Origin of the sequence: uncultured Eubacterium sp., assembly GCF_934561735.1 — a bacterium.
Classification (GTDB): Bacteria; Bacillota; Clostridia; order Oscillospirales; family Acutalibacteraceae; genus Eubacterium_R.
Genome location: NZ_CAKTGT010000001.1, coordinates 401,470 through 419,273 on the forward strand (window position 1 = coordinate 401,470; position 17,804 = coordinate 419,273).

The 17,804-nt window shown below is 41.1% G+C and carries 14 protein-coding genes; 5 read left to right on the forward strand and 9 right to left on the reverse strand.

Annotated elements, in window-relative coordinates; translation table 11 throughout:
- Positions 1-122: 122 nt before the first annotated feature.
- Positions 123-359, reverse strand: coding sequence for an acyl carrier protein (gene acpP / locus Q0E08_RS01740; RefSeq protein ID WP_294775518.1), 237 nt, complete (start codon positions 357-359; stop codon positions 123-125).
- Positions 360-489: 130 nt separating this feature from the next.
- On the opposite strand from acpP, the gene aroE reads away from it, so the two are divergent.
- From aroE to Q0E08_RS01755, 3 genes are all read left to right on the forward strand, one after another.
- Complete coding sequence (gene aroE, locus Q0E08_RS01745) at positions 490-1,347, forward strand: shikimate dehydrogenase (RefSeq protein ID WP_294775520.1); 858 nt, start codon at positions 490-492, stop codon at positions 1,345-1,347.
- Positions 1,340-1,831: a shikimate kinase gene (locus Q0E08_RS01750; protein ID WP_294775523.1), complete on the forward strand. Its 492-nt coding sequence runs from the start codon at positions 1,340-1,342 to the stop codon at positions 1,829-1,831. The genes aroE and Q0E08_RS01750 overlap by 8 nt, the downstream gene beginning before the upstream one ends.
- 146 nt (positions 1,832-1,977) lie before the next feature.
- Positions 1,978-2,835 (forward strand): ABC transporter permease, encoded by an 858-nt coding sequence (locus Q0E08_RS01755; RefSeq protein ID WP_294775525.1) that lies wholly within the window; start codon positions 1,978-1,980, stop codon positions 2,833-2,835.
- 37 nt (positions 2,836-2,872) lie between these two features.
- On the opposite strand, the gene Q0E08_RS01760 is transcribed toward Q0E08_RS01755, so the two are convergent.
- Positions 2,873-3,187: a hypothetical protein gene (locus Q0E08_RS01760; protein WP_294775527.1), complete on the reverse strand. Its 315-nt coding sequence runs from the start codon at positions 3,185-3,187 to the stop codon at positions 2,873-2,875.
- A 112-nt stretch (positions 3,188-3,299) separates the two neighbouring features.
- Here Q0E08_RS01760 and Q0E08_RS01765 point away from each other — a divergent pair, with 112 nt between their 5' ends.
- Positions 3,300-3,650 carry a cupin domain-containing protein gene (locus tag Q0E08_RS01765; protein WP_294775529.1) on the forward strand — a complete coding sequence of 117 codons (351 nt, stop codon included), beginning with the start codon at positions 3,300-3,302 and terminating at the stop codon, positions 3,648-3,650.
- A gap of 58 nt (positions 3,651-3,708) precedes the next feature.
- Here the strand turns inward: Q0E08_RS01765 and Q0E08_RS01770 are convergent, their stop codons facing one another.
- Positions 3,709-5,109 (reverse strand): hypothetical protein, encoded by a 1,401-nt coding sequence (locus tag Q0E08_RS01770; RefSeq protein WP_294775531.1) that lies wholly within the window; start codon positions 5,107-5,109, stop codon positions 3,709-3,711.
- A gap of 220 nt (positions 5,110-5,329) precedes the next feature.
- Between Q0E08_RS01770 and Q0E08_RS01775 the strand changes: the two genes are divergently transcribed.
- Positions 5,330-6,979 carry a leucine-rich repeat domain-containing protein gene (locus Q0E08_RS01775; protein ID WP_294775534.1) on the forward strand — a complete coding sequence of 550 codons (1,650 nt, stop codon included), beginning with the start codon at positions 5,330-5,332 and terminating at the stop codon, positions 6,977-6,979.
- Positions 6,980-7,028: 49 nt separating this feature from the next.
- Here the strand turns inward: Q0E08_RS01775 and Q0E08_RS01780 are convergent, their stop codons facing one another.
- The 6 genes from Q0E08_RS01780 to Q0E08_RS01805 form a co-directional block, all read right to left on the reverse strand.
- Entirely contained in the window at positions 7,029-7,724 is a 696-nt protein-coding gene (locus Q0E08_RS01780) for a M23 family metallopeptidase (protein WP_294775537.1), read from the reverse strand.
- Between the two features lie 41 nt (positions 7,725-7,765).
- Complete coding sequence (gene mfd / locus Q0E08_RS01785) at positions 7,766-11,224, reverse strand: transcription-repair coupling factor (protein ID WP_294775539.1); 3,459 nt, start codon at positions 11,222-11,224, stop codon at positions 7,766-7,768.
- Positions 11,225-11,233: 9 nt separating this feature from the next.
- Positions 11,234-11,824 carry an aminoacyl-tRNA hydrolase gene (pth, locus tag Q0E08_RS01790; protein WP_294775541.1) on the reverse strand — a complete coding sequence of 197 codons (591 nt, stop codon included), beginning with the start codon at positions 11,822-11,824 and terminating at the stop codon, positions 11,234-11,236.
- A gap of 3 nt (positions 11,825-11,827) precedes the next feature.
- On the reverse strand, positions 11,828-13,096 hold the full coding sequence (locus Q0E08_RS01795; RefSeq protein WP_294775544.1) for a hemolysin family protein: 1,269 nt from the start codon (positions 13,094-13,096) through the stop codon (positions 11,828-11,830).
- 82 nt (positions 13,097-13,178) lie between these two features.
- A complete protein-coding gene (locus Q0E08_RS01800) occupies positions 13,179-14,603 on the reverse strand; it encodes a radical SAM protein (RefSeq protein ID WP_294775547.1) in 1,425 nt (474 codons plus the stop codon).
- A gap of 127 nt (positions 14,604-14,730) precedes the next feature.
- Positions 14,731-17,790 carry a glycoside hydrolase family 2 TIM barrel-domain containing protein gene (locus Q0E08_RS01805; protein WP_294775551.1) on the reverse strand — a complete coding sequence of 1,020 codons (3,060 nt, stop codon included), beginning with the start codon at positions 17,788-17,790 and terminating at the stop codon, positions 14,731-14,733.
- Positions 17,791-17,804 lie beyond the last annotated feature (14 nt).

Here is a 17,804-nt window from a genome sequence, read left to right on the forward strand (position 1 = left end):
ATTAAAAGTGTGCGGTGTCAACGAACTAAACTAACGAAAATTTCGACATTTCTTTGGTGATTTTAACAAAATAAAAACAGGCAGACTCCTGCCTGTTGTATAAATTGTAATATTTGTACAGTTTATTCTTCTGTGGTTGAATTTTCAATAAAGTTAACAATGTCCTCAACGGTTTTCATATTTTCTATTGCACTGTCGGGAACTTCAATGCCGTATTGGTCCTCAAGGCTCATAACAATGTCAATGGCGTCAAGTGAGTCCGCACCGAGGTCCGAGGCAAGGTCAGAGGTCATTTCAATAGTGTTTGGGTCCAAATCAAGATTTTCTGCCAATATATCTTTTACTTCTTCAAAAATCATAAAAATATGCTCCTTAAAAAATTAGTTGTTATATTTAATGTAATATGTTATTATCATATTAGTAACTTTTTACTGATTTGTCAATAATTTTATTATAAACATTATCTTAAAAATATTCGGAGGGATAAATATGCGAGTGGTGAAGCCAAGGAGATATATCTACGGACTTACGGGTTACCCTTTGGGTCATTCAATGAGCCAAGTTATTCACAATGCTCTTTTTGAACTTTGCGGTTTGGAAGCAACTTATTTGATGGTCGAAACTCCGCCTGAGGAACTCGGCGATACTTTCAGAAAAACATTGAGCGCTTTGCGTGGATTTAATGTTACAATTCCGCACAAAATCGAAATTATCAAATATTTGGACGAGCTTTCACCGAGGGCAGAGCTTTTCGGTGCGGTTAATACAGTTGATGTCAGAGAAGATAAAATTGTAGGTCACAACACCGATTGTGCCGGATTTTTGTCCGCACTTCAAATGGCTGATATTGAACTCGGCGGCAATGTTCTTCTTCTCGGAAGCGGCGGCGTTGCCCGTATGATTGCGTTTGAGGCAATTTTGGCAGAGGCCGATTTGACCATAGCTGTCAGAGAAGCAGATATTCCTGCGGCAAACGAAATCAAAAAGGAAATTAACGAAAAACTCGGCAAGGATTGTAAAATTATTCTTTTAGGTGAGGCAAAGGGCGGATATGATTTGGTAATCAACGGCACACCTGTCGGAATGTATCCGAATGTTGATGCCTGCCCTGTGGAAAAAGAAGTGATAACAACATCTAAGGCGGCTTTTGATGTTATTTATAATCCGGAAGAAACCGTGTTCCTTAAATATGCAAAAGAAGCGGGAATTAAGTATTCCGGCGGTCTTTCAATGCTTGTATGGCAGGCTGCCGTGGCACAGGAAATTTGGAACGGTTTTCAGTTTTCAAACGACGATATTCAAAAGGTAATCGATATTACCAAAAAGGAGCTTGAAAAGAATGAATAATATTGTTCTGTGCGGATTTATGGGCAGCGGCAAAACCGTTGTGGGCAAAGAACTTGCAAAAATTTTGGGTGTAAAGTTTGTTGACACCGATGAACTTATCGAAGAAGAACAGGGTGTTGCCATCAAAGCGATTTTTGCCGCACACGGCGAGGATTATTTTCGTGATTTGGAATATGAAATGTGCAAAAAGGTTGCCGAGATGAACGGCGTTGTGGTTTCAACCGGCGGCGGAGCAATGACTTTTAAGCGTAATGTTGACGCAATCAAGGAAGGCTCAAAGGTTGTTTTTCTCGATGCCTCGTTTGATGTTATTTGCGACAGAATAGGCGACAGTACAACACGGCCTCTTTTTCAGGACAAAGAAAAGGCAAAAAAATTGTATGACGAACGCAAGGATAAGTACCTTTCTGCTGCCGATTATGTCATAAACGGCGATATGGGAGCAAGGAAAACCGCTATGCAAATTGCCGAAATTTTCAGATAATAGACTATTACGGCGGTTTTGGTATGCCAAAAAAGTTACGATGTTGTAACTAATTGATAAAATGTGTTGAAAAATAATATTGCATATGATATAATGGCACAGATTTAAGACAGCCGCACTCAGTGGTGAAAACAGAGGTGTTCTATTTGAGTACTGAGGAAAAGAAAGAAGAATTTAAACATACCGTCAGTATGTTTAATAAATATAAAGACCTGTTGATGGAGCTTACAAGAAAGAATGTAAAGCTCAAGTACAGAAATTCGTGGCTCGGCATTTTTTGGAGTTTTTTACAGCCGCTTCTTAATATGATAGTTTTGTCTGTCATTTTCGGCGCACTCCTCGGCAGAAAAAAAGACGGTATCGTTTGTTATCCTGTTTACTTGTTCTCCGGTCGACTTATTTATGAATTTTTCGTTACATCTACAAAACAGTCGCTCACCGCATTCAGACGAAATGCGTCGATTATTAAAAAGGTATATGTACCAAAGTATATGTATCCGCTGTCGTCAACGCTTTCAACATTCGTTACATTTGCTATTTCAACTATTTGTTATGTGTGTGTATGGCTGTTCTTTAAGATAACGGGTCTCAGCGGCGGTTCGGGACTTACTCTGAGCTGGAAGATAGTTCTTGTATTTCTGCCTATGATACTGCTGTTGATGTTCTCAACGGGTGTCGGCCTTATTCTTTCCGTAGTCAATGTTTATTTCAGAGATGTCGAGTATATTTGGGATGTTTGCACAAAGCTCTTTATGTATATGGTGCCTATCCTTTATTCTATGAACAGATTTGAAGGCAGAAGAGTAATGTATGTTATCAAACTCAATCCGCTTTATTCTATGATTGAACTGTTTAGACAGTGCATTCTTTACGGCGATACGGTGCCAACGCAGCTCCTCAGCTGGAAATTGGTGCTTTATGCAACGGTTATGTCTATCGCATCGCTTGCAGTCGGAATTTTCGTATTCAATAAGTATTCCGACAAAATTGTATATCATCTTTAAAATCAAATTCCCGTACAACGCAATTGTACGGGAGTTTTTATCTTTCGTTTTCTTCTTCGTATTCTTTTGAATACGATGTGTTTTCGGTTGAGGGGATAGGCACTCCCATTTCGGTTTTGCCGTCCGGCTGTACGGTCGGATTGTACACATTTTCGCAGTATTTGTTTGTGAGGTGTGCGTTCAATTTATATTTGTGCTTATAGTTGCCCACCTCGGTCATTTGTGCCACAATGTCTTTCAGGTCTTGAAGGCTCGTTGCCGAAAATCCCGAATGCGTAAGCTCCTGCTTGATGTTCATCGGTAGGGAATCAAAGTAATTTTTCATTTCGTTTGTCATATTAAATGAGTTCATAGTATCATCCTTTCGTTAATATTATTTTCAATAACGCTTAAAATATTACGGTTGATATTATTGCTTTTCGGTGGTAAAATACCGATATAAGACGAACGAAAGGTAATGTTTTATGGATAAATTTATTAAAAATATCAATCACGAAGAGGTTTGCAAGCTTACCGATTTGGTAAATGCCGCAGACGGGCAGGTTGTCAGCAAAACACTTGCTCAAAACAAAGCCGTGTCGGTCACTCTTTTTGCTTTTGCAAAAGGCGAAGAAATCGGTACCCACGATTCAACGGGTGACGCTATGGTTACAGTGCTTGAGGGCACCGGCAGGTTTACCGTAGGAGGCGTTGAGCACCTTGTTCATGCGGGCGAAACGCTTGTTATGCCCGCCAAAGTGCCTCACGCAGTTTATGCTCCCGAGGCGTTCAAATGGCTGCTTACAGTCGTTTTCCCGGACGGATACAAGGATTGATTATATATTGATAATAAAAACGCTCACAGGAAGTTGTTGCTTCCCATGAGCGTTTTTGTTATTCTGCGTTTAAAATGTCAATTTGCGACTGAATGAATTTTCTTGAATAATCCGGAGAATATGTTTTTTCGGATATTGTCAGGTATTCAAGGTAATTGTTAAAGGATTCGATAAGTTCGGTGTCTTCGGTTTCAAATACAGCTTGAATTCCCAAGTCCGGCTTAGCTTTTTTGTCATCATGACTTTTTGATATTAATAATTGATTTTGGCATAATTCAATATTATATGATAATTCATCAAATGCTTCATATTTAGGATTTGTAAGATAAATTTGATGATCTTGTTTCAGATAATAATTTAAAATATCGGCTCTGTGCTTCGGCTTTAAATTATTTGCCAATTCACTCGGAAAATCAAACAGTTTTCCCGTGTTTACAAATTCGATAAGCCCGTTATATGAAAGGTTCCATTTTTTGATATTTTCGGTAGAACTGTCAAACAGTAGGTCATAGTGCGATATAAGCTGTTGATAAACCTGCGTTGCACTTTTGATTTGCTCGGTTGCAATGTCTTCTATTATTTCTTTTGTAACTCCAACGCTGCAAATGTGATTGTCAAGTGTAATAATTTCGGGATTGATTTTTTTGTGAGATATTACATCAAGATAATTCATATATTCAAACGCATTGTGGAACACAGCCACATCGGTTTTTGCATTTTGCATTTTCTTTTCGTTTTGTTTTATTATATGCTCTGCCAGCTCTTTGTTCTTGATTACCGAGCCGCTTTTTACATTTTCGTCAAACATAACAATGATGTCGCCGCACATAACAAATTCCGGGAACATAAGGTTAAAGTTGTTGTAATTTCCGGTGTAGGTAATGCAATCGTACATTGCGTAATTTATGCTGTTAAAGATGATGTTTGCGTTTTTGATTTCATCATCGGTATATTTGGTGTAGTGGTAAAATTCTTTGAACTTTTTATTTTTGCAAGCGTCGTAAATTATGCTGTTTATTTCTTTTTTGTCAAAGCTGAAGTTTGAAATAAAGATTTCGTCATTGTTTTTCAAAACAGCCGTGTTGATTGCCGCAAGAATTTTTTCCTTGCTGTCCAAAAACATAACATCGCTGTTTGCTTCAATCACGCCTGCTTCGTACTTTTTGCTCATATCCTCTTCAAACTTTTTGCTGAAGCAGTAATTGCAAAAATCAAAGAATTCAGGCTTTTTCTCATCATACTTTTCAACAAAATATGCGTCGCACAAATTTTTTATTTGTTCGCTTGTGAAAAACACGGAATTGAGCAAATCACCAAGCTTTTTTTGCGGAAACTTTTTTCTGCCGGCAATTACATTTTGAATAAAGGTGCGGTTGATATCCGCCTGTTTTGAAATTTGATAAATCGCCACTCCCTGAGTGTCTATGTATTCTTTTAGCAGTTCATTAAAATTTTTCATATTTTCCTCTTTTTTTCAAATGTTCTCAAACCATATGTGTTACCTTTTTTTTTTTTTGAGTAACACTCTAATAAATATACACTTTTTTTCACTGTAGTTCAATATGTTTTCGCACAATAAAAATTTGGTAACACTCAGGTAACATATTGAAATGTCGATTTTTGTGTGTTATATTCCTCTTTACATAGGTTATAAATTAAGAAAGGAAAGGATAATATCTATGAAAAAAGTTATTAGTTTATTAATGTCATTTGTTATGCTTTTGAGTGTAGCATCAAGTGTAAGCATTTCTGCATTTGCTGATGAATCCGAAACACCGCATTCGTTTTCTGTACAATGTGGCGATAATGCTTATTTTAATTATGATCTTGCAACCGAAACGGTTTCAATTACCGGTACAGGTGATATGTGGGCTCATGCTCTTTTTTATCGAGAGTTCCCGCATTTTTATTCTAATGGTGAAAGAGTTGACGGTAACTGGCGACAACCATATTATAAATATGTCAAGTCGATTGTGATTGGTGATGGTATTACCAAAATCCACAATCAGGAATTTAGCGGATATGAATCTGTTACAAGCGTTTCAATCGCCGATTCTGTAAAAGAAATTTGTTATGACAGTTTTAGATATTGTTCAAGTTTAAAAGAAATTAAGCTTCCTAAAAATCTTGAGATTATTGGAGTGGAAGCTTTTAACAACTGCACTTCTTTGGAAGAAATTACGATTCCTGCTTCTGTATATTTTATTGACCGTGTTCCTTTCAGAGGCAGCGAAAATATTAAAAGTTACAATGTTGACTCTTCAAATAAGAATTTTACATCTGTAAATGGTGTTTTGTACAATAAGCAAAAGACAACTATAGTAAGATATCCAAGTTCATCAACTGCTACAGAGTTTACAATCGGCAAAGATGTAAAAGAAATTTATGACGGAGCTTTTGAAGGTTCAAAAAATATCAAAAAGTTTAAGGTTGAAAAAGGTAACACTAATTTTGTAACGGTAAACGGTGTTCTTTACAGCAAGGATTTGACAAGATTGATTGCTTATCCGCCTGCCGATTCAAGCGTAACCGAATTTGCGGTTCCTCAATCGGTAACAAGTATTGATTTGGGTGCTTTTTCGCAATCTAAGTACTTAAAAAAGGTATATATTTTACCGGAAATTAAGGAAATAAAGATGCATACTTTTTATAATTGTTCAAATCTTAAAGAAGTGTATTTTTCAAAGACAATCAATTATGTTTCGGAAAATGCTTTTGATAAGTGTAATGTTAAAACAGCATATATTGCCAGTGGCGGTATTACTTTTGATAAACTGAATGATGGTATATATAATGCCGAAAAGGTTTATAATTATGTTTTGGATATGAGCAATGTCAAAGTTAATACAACCATTGATAGTCAAGTCGCCGGTGATAATGGCAATAACGACGGTAACCAAGGCGGCAATCAAGGCAGCAATCAAGGCGGAAGCGATCCTTCTGCACCTTCGCCGACACCTGCACCGGGAACAAGTGACAATAATGTAAACAATAACACAACAAATTCAAACAACAATTCAAGCACACAAAATCAACCAAAGTTTAAGAGAATTGTTCTTAATAATATAAAGGCTCAAAAGAATGGTGTTGTTGTAGCTTGGGACGCTGCTAAAAATGTAACCGGTTACCAACTTCAACTTGCAACAGACAAGAAGTTCAAGAAGAATAAGAAAACTATAACAGTTACAAACAAAAAGGTAACAAAGAAAACTGTTAAAAAGCTTAAGTCAAAGAAAAAGTATTATGTTCGTGTTCGTGCATACAAAAAACAAAACGGTAAGAGAACATATTCATCTTGGTCAAAGACAAAGTCATTCAAGACAAAGTAATTAAAAGTAAGTAAAAGGACTGCATTCCGTATGGAGTGCAGTCCGATTTTTATTCCGTCTTATTCATTACATTGAGCGGGTTGATGGTTTGACCCTTATATTTGGCTGAAAAGTGGAGGTGAACGCCGTCGCCGGATTCGCACGGGATTTTGCCGAGTGTGCCGATTGTGTTGCCGATGTCGACAAAGTCGCCTTTTTTCACCGTGGCACTTTCAAGTCCGCAGTACTTTGCCACAAATTTGCCGCCGTGGTCGATTTCCACGCACAAGCCGTACATCGAGTCGGTGTACACCTTGGTTACAAGTCCGTCGTTTACCGCAACAACCTTGTCGCCGAGTGCACCGCTGAAGTCAACCGCTGTGTGTGCACGGTAGTCGCCCATAGTTTTGTCGTAGGTCAACTCCTCGCTGTAGCCCTTTGAAACAGCGTCCGTAAGCGGATATTTGTAGTAGCTTTTAAACGGAGTATTGTTTTTGTTTTTTGCCATTGTAAGTTCTTTTTCGGCTTGCTTTTTGGTTGTGCTTTGTGCCTTGGTCGTCGTCTCGGTCGTGGTTTCTTTAGCCGTTACCGCATGCTGAACCTCGGTGGTTTCAACAATCGTTGTCGGCTCGTTTACCGTGCTTTCCTTGCTCTTTTGCGTTGTTGAAAAGTACACTATCAGTCCGAGTGCAACTATGCAAAGGCATACAACCGAAAATAAAGCCTTTATATTTTTGTCCTTGTTTTTTGAATTTGATGTAGACATAAAAAACACCTCGGTTATATTATCAACCGAGGTATCGTTTTTTATTCATTTTTGACGGAGTCGCTCAAAAGATTGAGTGTGTCACGCACGCAACCGATGGTGTCGCCGCCGATTGTTTCAACCGAAATAAAGGTTTTTTTGCCGGAATTAAGCTTTGCTCTGCCACGCATTTTTTCGTTGAGAGCAATGAGATATTCGGGCTTAACATCGTTTAAGAAAAATTTTGCGTTTATGCCGGCTTGCCTGATTTCGTAAATGCCGAGTTTCATAGCCGTGTTGCGTAAAAGTGCAATTTCTACAAGTCCGTACACGCTTGCCGGCGGTACGCCGAAACGGTCGGTAAGCTCGTCGTAAACATCATTTGCTTCTTCGTTTGAGCGAATGTTGGCAATCGTTTTGTACATATCGAGCCTTTGCGGAGTTGAAGAAATGTACGATGCCGGAATGCTTGCGTCAACAGGCAAGTCGATAAGACATTCCTGCTCTTTTTCATCCGGTACGGTTTCGCCTTTCTCCTCGCTGACAGCCTGCTCAAGAAGCTTGATGTACATATCGTAGCCTACGCTTTCCATATGTCCGTGTTGCTTGTTGCCGAGAAGTGAGCCTGCACCTCTGATTTCAAGGTCACGCATGGCGATTTTAAAGCCTGCACCAAACTCGGTGTACTCTCTGATAGCTTCAAGTCGCTTTTGTGCAATGTCGGTAAGTTCCTTGCCCTTTGCAAATGTAAAATAGGCATAGGCGCGTCTGCTGCTTCTGCCGACTCTGCCACGGATTTGGTGAAGTTGAGCAAGTCCGAGTTTGTTTGCGTTTTCGATTATAAGCGTGTTAACATTCGGCACATCAATGCCGGTTTCGATAATTGTTGTGCACACCAAAATGTCAATTTCGGCATTGAGGAGCTTTTGCCAAACATCGGATAACTGTTCTTCTGTCATTTGACCGTGTGCAACTCCCACCGTGGCGTCAGGCATTGCCTTTTTTATCTGCATTGCCATGTGGTCAATGGTTTCAATATCGTTGTGCAAATAGTAGCATTGACCGCCTCTTGCAAGCTCTTTTTCCATAGCTTCAACAAGTATGCCGAAATCGTATTCGATAACATAGGTTTGCACAGGCTTTCGGTCGCCCGGTGCTTCTTCAAGCAGGCTCATATCACGGATTCCGCTCATTGCCATATTCAGCGTTCTCGGGATAGGTGTTGCCGATAGGGTCAGAACATCGACTCTCGGGAATTTTTCTTTGATTTTTTCTTTTTGAGCAACGCCGAAACGCTGTTCTTCGTCAACAATCAGCAGTCCCAAATCTTTGAACTTGATGTCACCGCCGAATATTCTGTGAGTGCCGATTAACAGGTCAACCTTGCCTTTTTCGAGGTCGCTCAGCACCTCTTTTTGCTTGGTAGGCGATACAAATCTGCTGAGCATTTCTATTCTTACGGGGAACGCTTCCATTCGTTTAAGTGCAGTTTGGAAGTGTTGCATGGCAAGTACGGTTGTCGGCACAAGAATTGCACATTGTTTGCCGTCACCGATACATTTGAATGCCGCACGCAGGGCAACTTCTGTTTTGCCAAAGCCTACATCGCCGCAAAGCAGTCTGTCCATAGGTGCGGTTTTTTCCATATCGCCCTTGATTTCGTCAATCGAGCGAAGCTGGTCGTCGGTTTCTTCGTATGCAAAGCGGAGTTCAAAATCCCGTTGCATATCCGTGTCCTCGGAAAATGCAAAGCCTTTTGTGTTCATTCGCTTTGAGTAAAGGGCAATGAGCTCTTTTGCCATATCCTGAAGTCCTGCACGAACCTTGGATTTTGTTTTGCTCCAATCACCCGAACCGAGTCGGCTGATTTTTACCTTTGAGTCGTCACGGGGACCGATGTATTTTGAAACAAGGTCAAGCTGAGTTACCGGAACATAAAGATTGTCGCCTTTTGCGTAGCTGATTTTGATGTAGTCCTTGCTGACATTGTTGATTTCAAGTGCCTGTATGCCCTCAAAAATGCCGATACCGTGGATGTTGTGAACAATGTAATCGCCGATGACAAGTTCATCAAGCGAATGAATGGCGTCTTTTGAACTGAAGTGCTTGTGCTTTTTCTTTGCTTGGTTAACTTTGCCGTAAGTGATGAGTGCAAACTTGCACGAGGAAAGCTGAAATCCCGATGAGGTTGTGCCCGACATAACGGTTACAAGACCGTGGGTGAATTCCTCCGGCTTTTTGTCACAGTAAACGGCTTGATAGCCCATTTCCTGCAAATCGTAGGCAAGAGCTTTTGCCGATTTTGATGTGCCGGCAAGTATGCAAACGGCGTATTTTGTTTTGATAAGAGGGAACAGTTCGTCTTTGAGTTGGCTGAGAGTTCCGCTCCAGGAGTTGAAAGTTTGACAGGTGAATGACGCAAGGTGTTTTATTGGCGTGTCAAAACTTCCGCGAGGGAATGAGTCGAGATAAATCGCCTTATGGTTTTCGTAAACACCCAAAAGGTCGGTAAAATCAAGACTGAATTTGTCAATACCTTTGCAAATTATGCCGTCTTCCAACAGCCACTTGATATCCTCAAGCATAAGTTTTTGTTGGTTTTCGCATTTTTCTTTGCATTTACCGCTTTCAAGTACAAACAGCAGACCGTTAAAATAATCAAACAGTCCGTTACTGTTGTATGCAAGCGGAAGATATTTATCGTTGCACGGCAGATTTATGCCTTGCTTTAATTTGTCGCTGTCGGCGTAGAGCTTTTCTCTTGCTTTTATGGCTTTGCCTTTGAGCGATGCGGCAAGTTCGTCAATCTTTTTTGCCTGAATTTCCTTTGACGGAAACAAAACTTCCGTTGCCGGAATGATGTCTATCTTTTCAACAATATCATTTCTTCTTTGTGTGGAAATATCAAATTTTGCGATGGAATCAACCGTGTCGCCCCACAATTCAATTCTTACAGGGTCATCGGCTCCCGGTGGGAATATGTCAATAAGTCCGCCTCTTACGCTGAACTGACTTGTGCCGTCAACCTGGTCAAATCGTGTGTAGCCTGCCTTAACAAGTTTGTTGACGGTTTCGTCAATGTCGATGTCCTCGCCCTCGCTGATGGTGAAAGAACGGTCGATAAGTGCCTGCGGCGGCATTGTCATTTGGCACGCCGCCTGTACCGAGGCAACAACTATGCTGTAGTCGCCCTTGATGATTTTTGACAGCACGCCGAGTCTGATATGTTCAAATTCACGGCTTATGCCCTCAACATCAAGAAAGGTGAACTCTCTCCTCGGATAGAGCAAAACTCCGTTTGTAAGCGTTGACAAATCTTCGTAAACCCTGATTGCACTTGCTTCATCGGGTGTGATGACAAATGCTTTTTTGCCGAGGTCGTCACACAGAGAATGAACAATGTGCACCTTGTTGATTTCGGGCAGACCGACAGCACCCACGGGGAATTCGTGAGTGCCGACTGCTTCTTTTAAATTTTGATATTCTTTGTCTTTGTCAAATATTTTTGAAAAACAGCTCATATTTCGCCTTTAACTGTTGTATTTGTTCATGGCTTCGTCGGTTTTGCCGTTGACCATAAGTCTTGCCGCTTTTGTTGCGTTTTCAAGTGCGGTTTGCAGTTCTTCGGATTTGTCTTTCGGAAATTCGCTCAAAACCCATTTTGCAAGGTCGTATGCGGCATTCGGCTTTTTGTCAACTCCGACTTTAATTCGTGGGAATTCTTCGGAACCGAGGCACGAAATTATGCTTTTTATTCCGTTGTGACCGCCGGCACTGCCTTTTCTTCTTATTCTTGTTTTGCCTATGTCAAGGCTGATGTCGTCATAAATTACTATGATGTTTTCGTTTGGAATATTATAGTATTCGGCGGCTTCCATAATCGCCTCGCCGCTGAGGTTCATCATAGTCTGCGGTTTCATAACAAGGCAACGCTTGCCGTCTATCATTTCGTCTGCAATCAAGGCTTGAAATTTGGATTTTTTAATTTCAAAACCTTCTTCCTTTGCAAGCAAATCAACCGCTTTAAATCCTGCATTGTGCCTTGTGTTTGCGTATTTGGGTCCGGGATTTCCCAAGCCTGCAATGATGTATTCTATTTTTCCTCGTTTAAATGAAAACATTTGTTATTCCTCGTTTTGTTCTTCGTTTTCTGTGATTATTTTTGTAACCTTAACTTTTTCTGCCCTGCGTCCGTCGGTTTCCACAACTTCAAAATGCAGGTCTTTATAATCAAAACTGTCGCCGATTTCGGGTATTTTGTCTGTGTTTTCCATAATCCAGCCGTTGAGCGTGGTTACATTTGTGTCCTTGTCGTCAATTTCAAAATATTCAAATATATCGTCAAGGTTTGCCATTCCGTCAACAATGTAGGTGTTGTCATCGATTTTTTCAATATCCACTTCAACTTCGTCGTGTTCGTCCCAAATTTCGCCAACAAGTTCTTCAAGTATGTCCTCAAGCGTAACAATACCCTCGGTGCCGCCGAATTCGTCAATTACAACTGCAAGGTGAGTTTTGTTTTTTTGAAAAATTCGCAGCAATTTGCTGATTTTTGTATCCGGGCTGACGGTCGGAACGGTTTTTATGATTGTGCGGAGTGACTTCAATCCACGGCTTCTGATGTCCTCAAAATCACGGTGGTGGATGATGCCCACAATGTTGTCAATGTCGCCGATGTAAACAGGAAGTCGGCTGTATCCGCTTGCCTTGAATATTTTTTCTATGTCGGACAGCTTTGCGTATTTGTCAACGGCTTCAACATCAATTCTCGGAGTGAGAATATCGCTTGCGTAAAGGTCGTCAAATTCGATTGATGAACGGATAAGTTCGCTTTCGTTTTCGCTGATTTCACCGCCTGTTTGAGCTTCGTCAACATAGGTTTTCAGCTCTTCTTCGGTTACGGCATTGTTTTTTTCAAGGCGAAACATTTTGTTGAGCAGAAGTTTCCAGCCTCTGAACAGCATATTGAGAGGGTAGAAGAGAAACACAAAAAACTTAACTGCCGGAGCAACTGCAACGGCAAAGGTTTCTGCCTTTTCTTTTGCAATGGTCTTTGGTGTAATTTCGCCGAAAATCAACACAACAACGGTCATAACCACAGTGCTCACGGTTGCACCGAGGTCGCTGTTGTCGCCCAAAAGTCCCGTAAAAAACAGGGTTGCAATAGAGGTTGAAGCAATGTTTACGATGTTGTTGCCAATCAAAATTGTTGAAAGCACAATGTCAAAATCATCCGCCAACTTCAATGTTCGCTCGATTTTTTTGCTTTTTTCGCCTTGTTCCATCGCTTTGAGTTTTACTTTGTTAAGCGATGAAAATGCGGTTTCCGCCGATGAAAAAAATGCCGAAAACATTACTAAAATAATCATTACGATTAATAAGGGTGTGTTCATTTCTGCTCCTTTGTTTAAAATTGCTTTAAAGGGCATATCAAACCAGATATGCCCTTATTTTGTTTATGCGAAAAACCTGTTGTTATTCAGTTTTTTCAAATTCGTTAAATTCTCTTTCAGAGTCATCTTTTTCGTAGTTGTACATATTTTCGTCTTTAACATGCTTTGCAATGTACTCATCTCTGTCAAACAATTCGTCTGCCTTAACTTTCCAAGCCTTTGCGGCTTCAATAGTTTTGTCAAACAAAGCGTTTGCACTTTCAGGATGTTGCATTTCTGTTGAATATGCACCTGTTTCGGCAACCATTTTGCTGATAGCACCCGGGTTGTCAAGTACAGGGCAAGGACGAAGCATATTGTTTGAGAACGGTTGGTTCTTCTTGTAAGCCATAAAGAGCGGGCTTTGAAGTGCTTCCAAAACGCTGCATTCTTTGATGTTGACATTTGAATAGTGAACAAATGCACAAGGCTCACAGTCACCGTTTGAGTTGATGTGGAAGTAGTGTCTGCCGCCTGCGATACAGCCCTGAACATATTCGCCGTCGTTCCAGAAATCGAGAGCAAATATAGATTTTGTCTTACGCCATTCGTGCATCTTTTTGTACATAAGAGCACGCTGTTCAGGCGATACCATAAGCTCGGTTACGGCACCGTTGCCTGTCGGCATATATGTAAAGAACCAAGCAAACTTTACGCCCTGTTCAATGAGCCAATCCATATATTCGTCTGATGCCAAAACATCTGTGTTTTTGCTTGTGTAGCAAAGAGATGCACCAAACGGAACGCCTCTGTCTTTAAGACGCTTCATAGCGGCTGTGCACTTTTTGAATGTACCGTTTCCACGGCGGAAGTCGTTTTCTTCTTCGTATCCTTCAATAGAGAATGCAGGGTAGAAGTTGCCGACTTCTTTGATTTCGTCAGCAAAGCTGTCATCAATGAGCGTGCCGTTTGTAAAGCTCAAAAATGCACAATCAGGGTTTTCACGGCAAAGACGCATCAAATCTGCTCTTCTCATTGTAGGCTCGCCGCCTGTGTAAAGGTACATATATGTGCCGAGTTCTTTACCCTGTTTGATGATTCTTGCAAGGTCGTCGTATGAAAGACTGCTTGTGTGGCCGTATTCTGCTGCCCAACAGCCTGTGCATTTGAGGTTGCATGCTGCGGTTGGGTCCATCAAGATTGCCCAAGGCACATTGCAGCCGTACTTTTCGATAGCTGCCATACGCTTTGTGTAGCTGTTGATTGCAACATTCATAAGCGGCGGAACGAGCTTTTCGATAACATGTTCGTCTGTATTGCAGATGATGTCTTTTGCAAACTTCATCCAGTTGTTGTTAGGGTCGTCCATTACTTTGTGAAGACCTGCATATGTTGAACGATTAACACGCTTTACATCTGCTTTTTCAATTAAATTCAAAATTTTCGGTGCGTTTCTGTCAAAATCTTTTCTGGCATACTTGATAGCATTTCTGATAGCAAAATCAACTACCTGCTCTTTAAATGACATGGTTTTACCTCTCTTACGGGGCAAGTGCCCTCTTTCATCATTATTATTTTATAGATATAGATAATATAATACTAAATTTTAGGTTTGTCAAGTTTGATTTGCTCAAGTGACAATTTGGTAATTTTTACTAAAATCTAAGCTGAAATTTTAGACGATATGTCTTGTCTGTTTTGTTTTTGTATTTTTCATTGCAATGTGCACCCCAGCTGTCATAGCCGCCAACGCCTTGCTGTCTTGCTATAACTCTTACAACGGTTTTATCGTATTCGGGCAAGTCTTTTTCGTGCCATACATCTTCAATTTCTTTAGGGAGATAATGGCAAACATTAAGCTCGCAAACAGGCTCGGCAACAATGCCGAATGATTTTTTGTCGCCCAAAAGGGTTGCGTATCTTACACCTGTTCTGTTGCCGCATTCCTGAGGCTTGAGGTAGTCAACCCACAGGTCGTTAACAGTTGTGCTGTACAGTCCTATTTTTGCGGCATTGCATCTGTCAATGTAGTTTTCGTCCGGACCTGCACCGAGATAGGTTAAACTTTCAAAATCCTTAGGAAGTTCAAACAAAAGGCTGACTTCCGGAATTTCAGGCAAGGTGTCGTTTGGTTTGAATTCAAGACTTACTTCCATGCCCTTTGATGTGATTGTGTAAACAACAACTGCTCTTGAAACAGGCTGTGTGCAAACTTCTGCACCGCCTACAACCACAATTTTTTTGCCGTTGTCAAGAATTTGATAATTTTCAATTCTCCATTTTGTGTTGTTAAAAATGCCCGGTGTGTCGCCCGCATCTCTCCAGCAACCGAGCCTGCTTCCGGCTCTTGAACCTCTGTCGTTGTCGGTGAGTGCTCTCCAGAAATTCAAACGCATAGGTGCTTGGAGCATTTCTTCGCCGTTTACCTTAATTGAGTAAAGCTGATTGCGTTCTCTTCTTTCAAAGCGAATGTTTATGTCGTCGCTGATGATACGGAGTGAGCCGTATGTATCGTCAACAAGAAGAGGGAGTTCCTCCTCCAATTCATCGTATGTGTTTGCAAATTCGTTTATAACAAATTGTTCTTCTGCTGCAATGTGACCCGCCTTGCACCAAGAGGTGTCCTCTTTTACTTTGAGTTCAAGATTAAGGTAGTATTCTGTTGAAGAAGCCTTTGCAAGTTCAAGATTGATTGTTTTTTTGTCAAAAGGCTCAAGGTCAACGGTGATTGTACCCTCGCTGAATATACCTTTGTCACTGCATTGGCTCCAGTGCAAATCGTATTCTTTAAGGTTTGTAAACAAATTTTTGTTTTTAATTTCGATAATTCCACGCTCTGCGTCGATAGCCTTAAAGTCAACATTTTGGTAAAGCTTTTTGATTTCTGCAAGTTTTGGTGTAACTGCTCTGTCGCCGAACAAAAGTCCGTTGCCGCAGAAGTGGCCGTCGTGCGGATTTTCGCCGAAATCACCGCCGTAGGCAAGATATTCTTTGCCGTTTTCATCGGTTGTCATTATGCTTTGGTCAACCCAGTCCCAAACAAAGCCGCCCTGAAGGCAAGGATATTTGTCCCAAAGGGTTGTGTATTCGTCGGTTGAACCGCAGGAATTACCCATAGCGTGAGTGTATTCGCAAAGGATGTAAGGTCTGCCGTCTCTGCCCGTGAGTGCGTATTCCTCGCAATCCCAAGGTTTTGCGTACATTTTGCTTTGAACATCCGAAAGCTCTTTTTCGTCAGGTGCTCTGTCACATTCAAAGTGAACAAATCTTGACTTGTCGGCTTCCTTAATCCATTTGTACATCTTTTTAGGTGTTTCGCCGCCGAGAGATTCGTTGCCGAGACTCCAGCAAACAACGCACGAATAGTTTTTGTCACGCTGGTAAAGAGCCTTGATGCGTTCCATACAAGCCTTTTCCCATTCCGGACGGGAAGCGGGAAGCTGAGGGCAACCGATAATTGTTGACCAGCCTGTGCCGTGGGTTTCCATATTATTTTCATCAATAACATAAAGTCCGTATTCATCGCAAAGTTCATACCATCTCGGAGCATTAGGATAGTGCGAGGTGCGAACGGCATTGATGTTGTTTTTCTTCATAAGTTCAATGTCTTGACGCATTACATCTTCGCTGATATATCTGCCCTTGTGACAGTCAAACTCGTGTCTGTTTGTGCCTTTAAACACAACTCTTCTGCCGTTGATTCGGATAATACCGTCCTTGATTTCAACGGTTCTGAAGCCGATTTTGTGCGATATGTATTCGATAGGAACACCGTTGTTTTTGAGTGTGAGCACAACCGTATAAAGGTGCGGAGCTTCACTGCTCCAAGGCTTAACGTTTGTAACAATCGCTTTTAGGTCGGTAACATGGTCTTCGCTTGCATACTGACTGTCGAGTGCGGCGGTTGTGCCGTCATCGTCAACAACTGTCATATCAATGCTGAGCCCTTCGTATGCACCGTTTGTTTTAACCCGAACGGTAAGATAACCGTCGTGAAGCTGTGAGTCAGGCTCTGCATGGATTTCAAAATCACGGATGTATTCACGCTCGGTTGTGTAAATATATACATCACGGAAAATGCCGCCGAGACGCCACATATCCTGGCATTCAAGCCAACTGCCGGTGCACCAGCGGTAAACTTCAACGCCGATAACATTTGAACCTTCAACAAGGTGACGGGTGATGTCAAACTCGGCTCTGTTAAATGTTGACTCGCTGTAGCCCACTCTTTCGCCGTTTACATAAAGGTAAAAGGCGGCCTCAACACCCTCAAAGCAGAGAACAACTCTTCTGTTGAGCACGGCTTGATTGATGTGAATTCTTTTGAGGTAGCAACCTACCGGATTGTGCTTAACAGGTGCGTTAGGCGGGCATATATCTTCACTGCCCTCCCAAGGATAACGCACATTGCAGTATTGCGGCTGGTCATATCCCTGCATCTGCCATGAGCAAGGCACAATAACCGAGTCCCAATTATGCGAATCATAATTAGGGTCGGCAAAATCCGACGGTCTGTATGCGTAATTTTTGTATAGTTTAAATTTCCATTTGCCGTTTAAAAGCTTGCATCTTGAAGAAGCGTATCTGTCTGCCTTTTTTGCTTCCTCAAATGTTTCATAAGGCATAAGCGTTGCGTGCTGAGGCAATCTGTTTACGCCTACAATTTCCGGATTGCTTTGCCATTCGGTATATCCGTCAATAAAGTTTCTTTCCATATATTTTCTCCCTC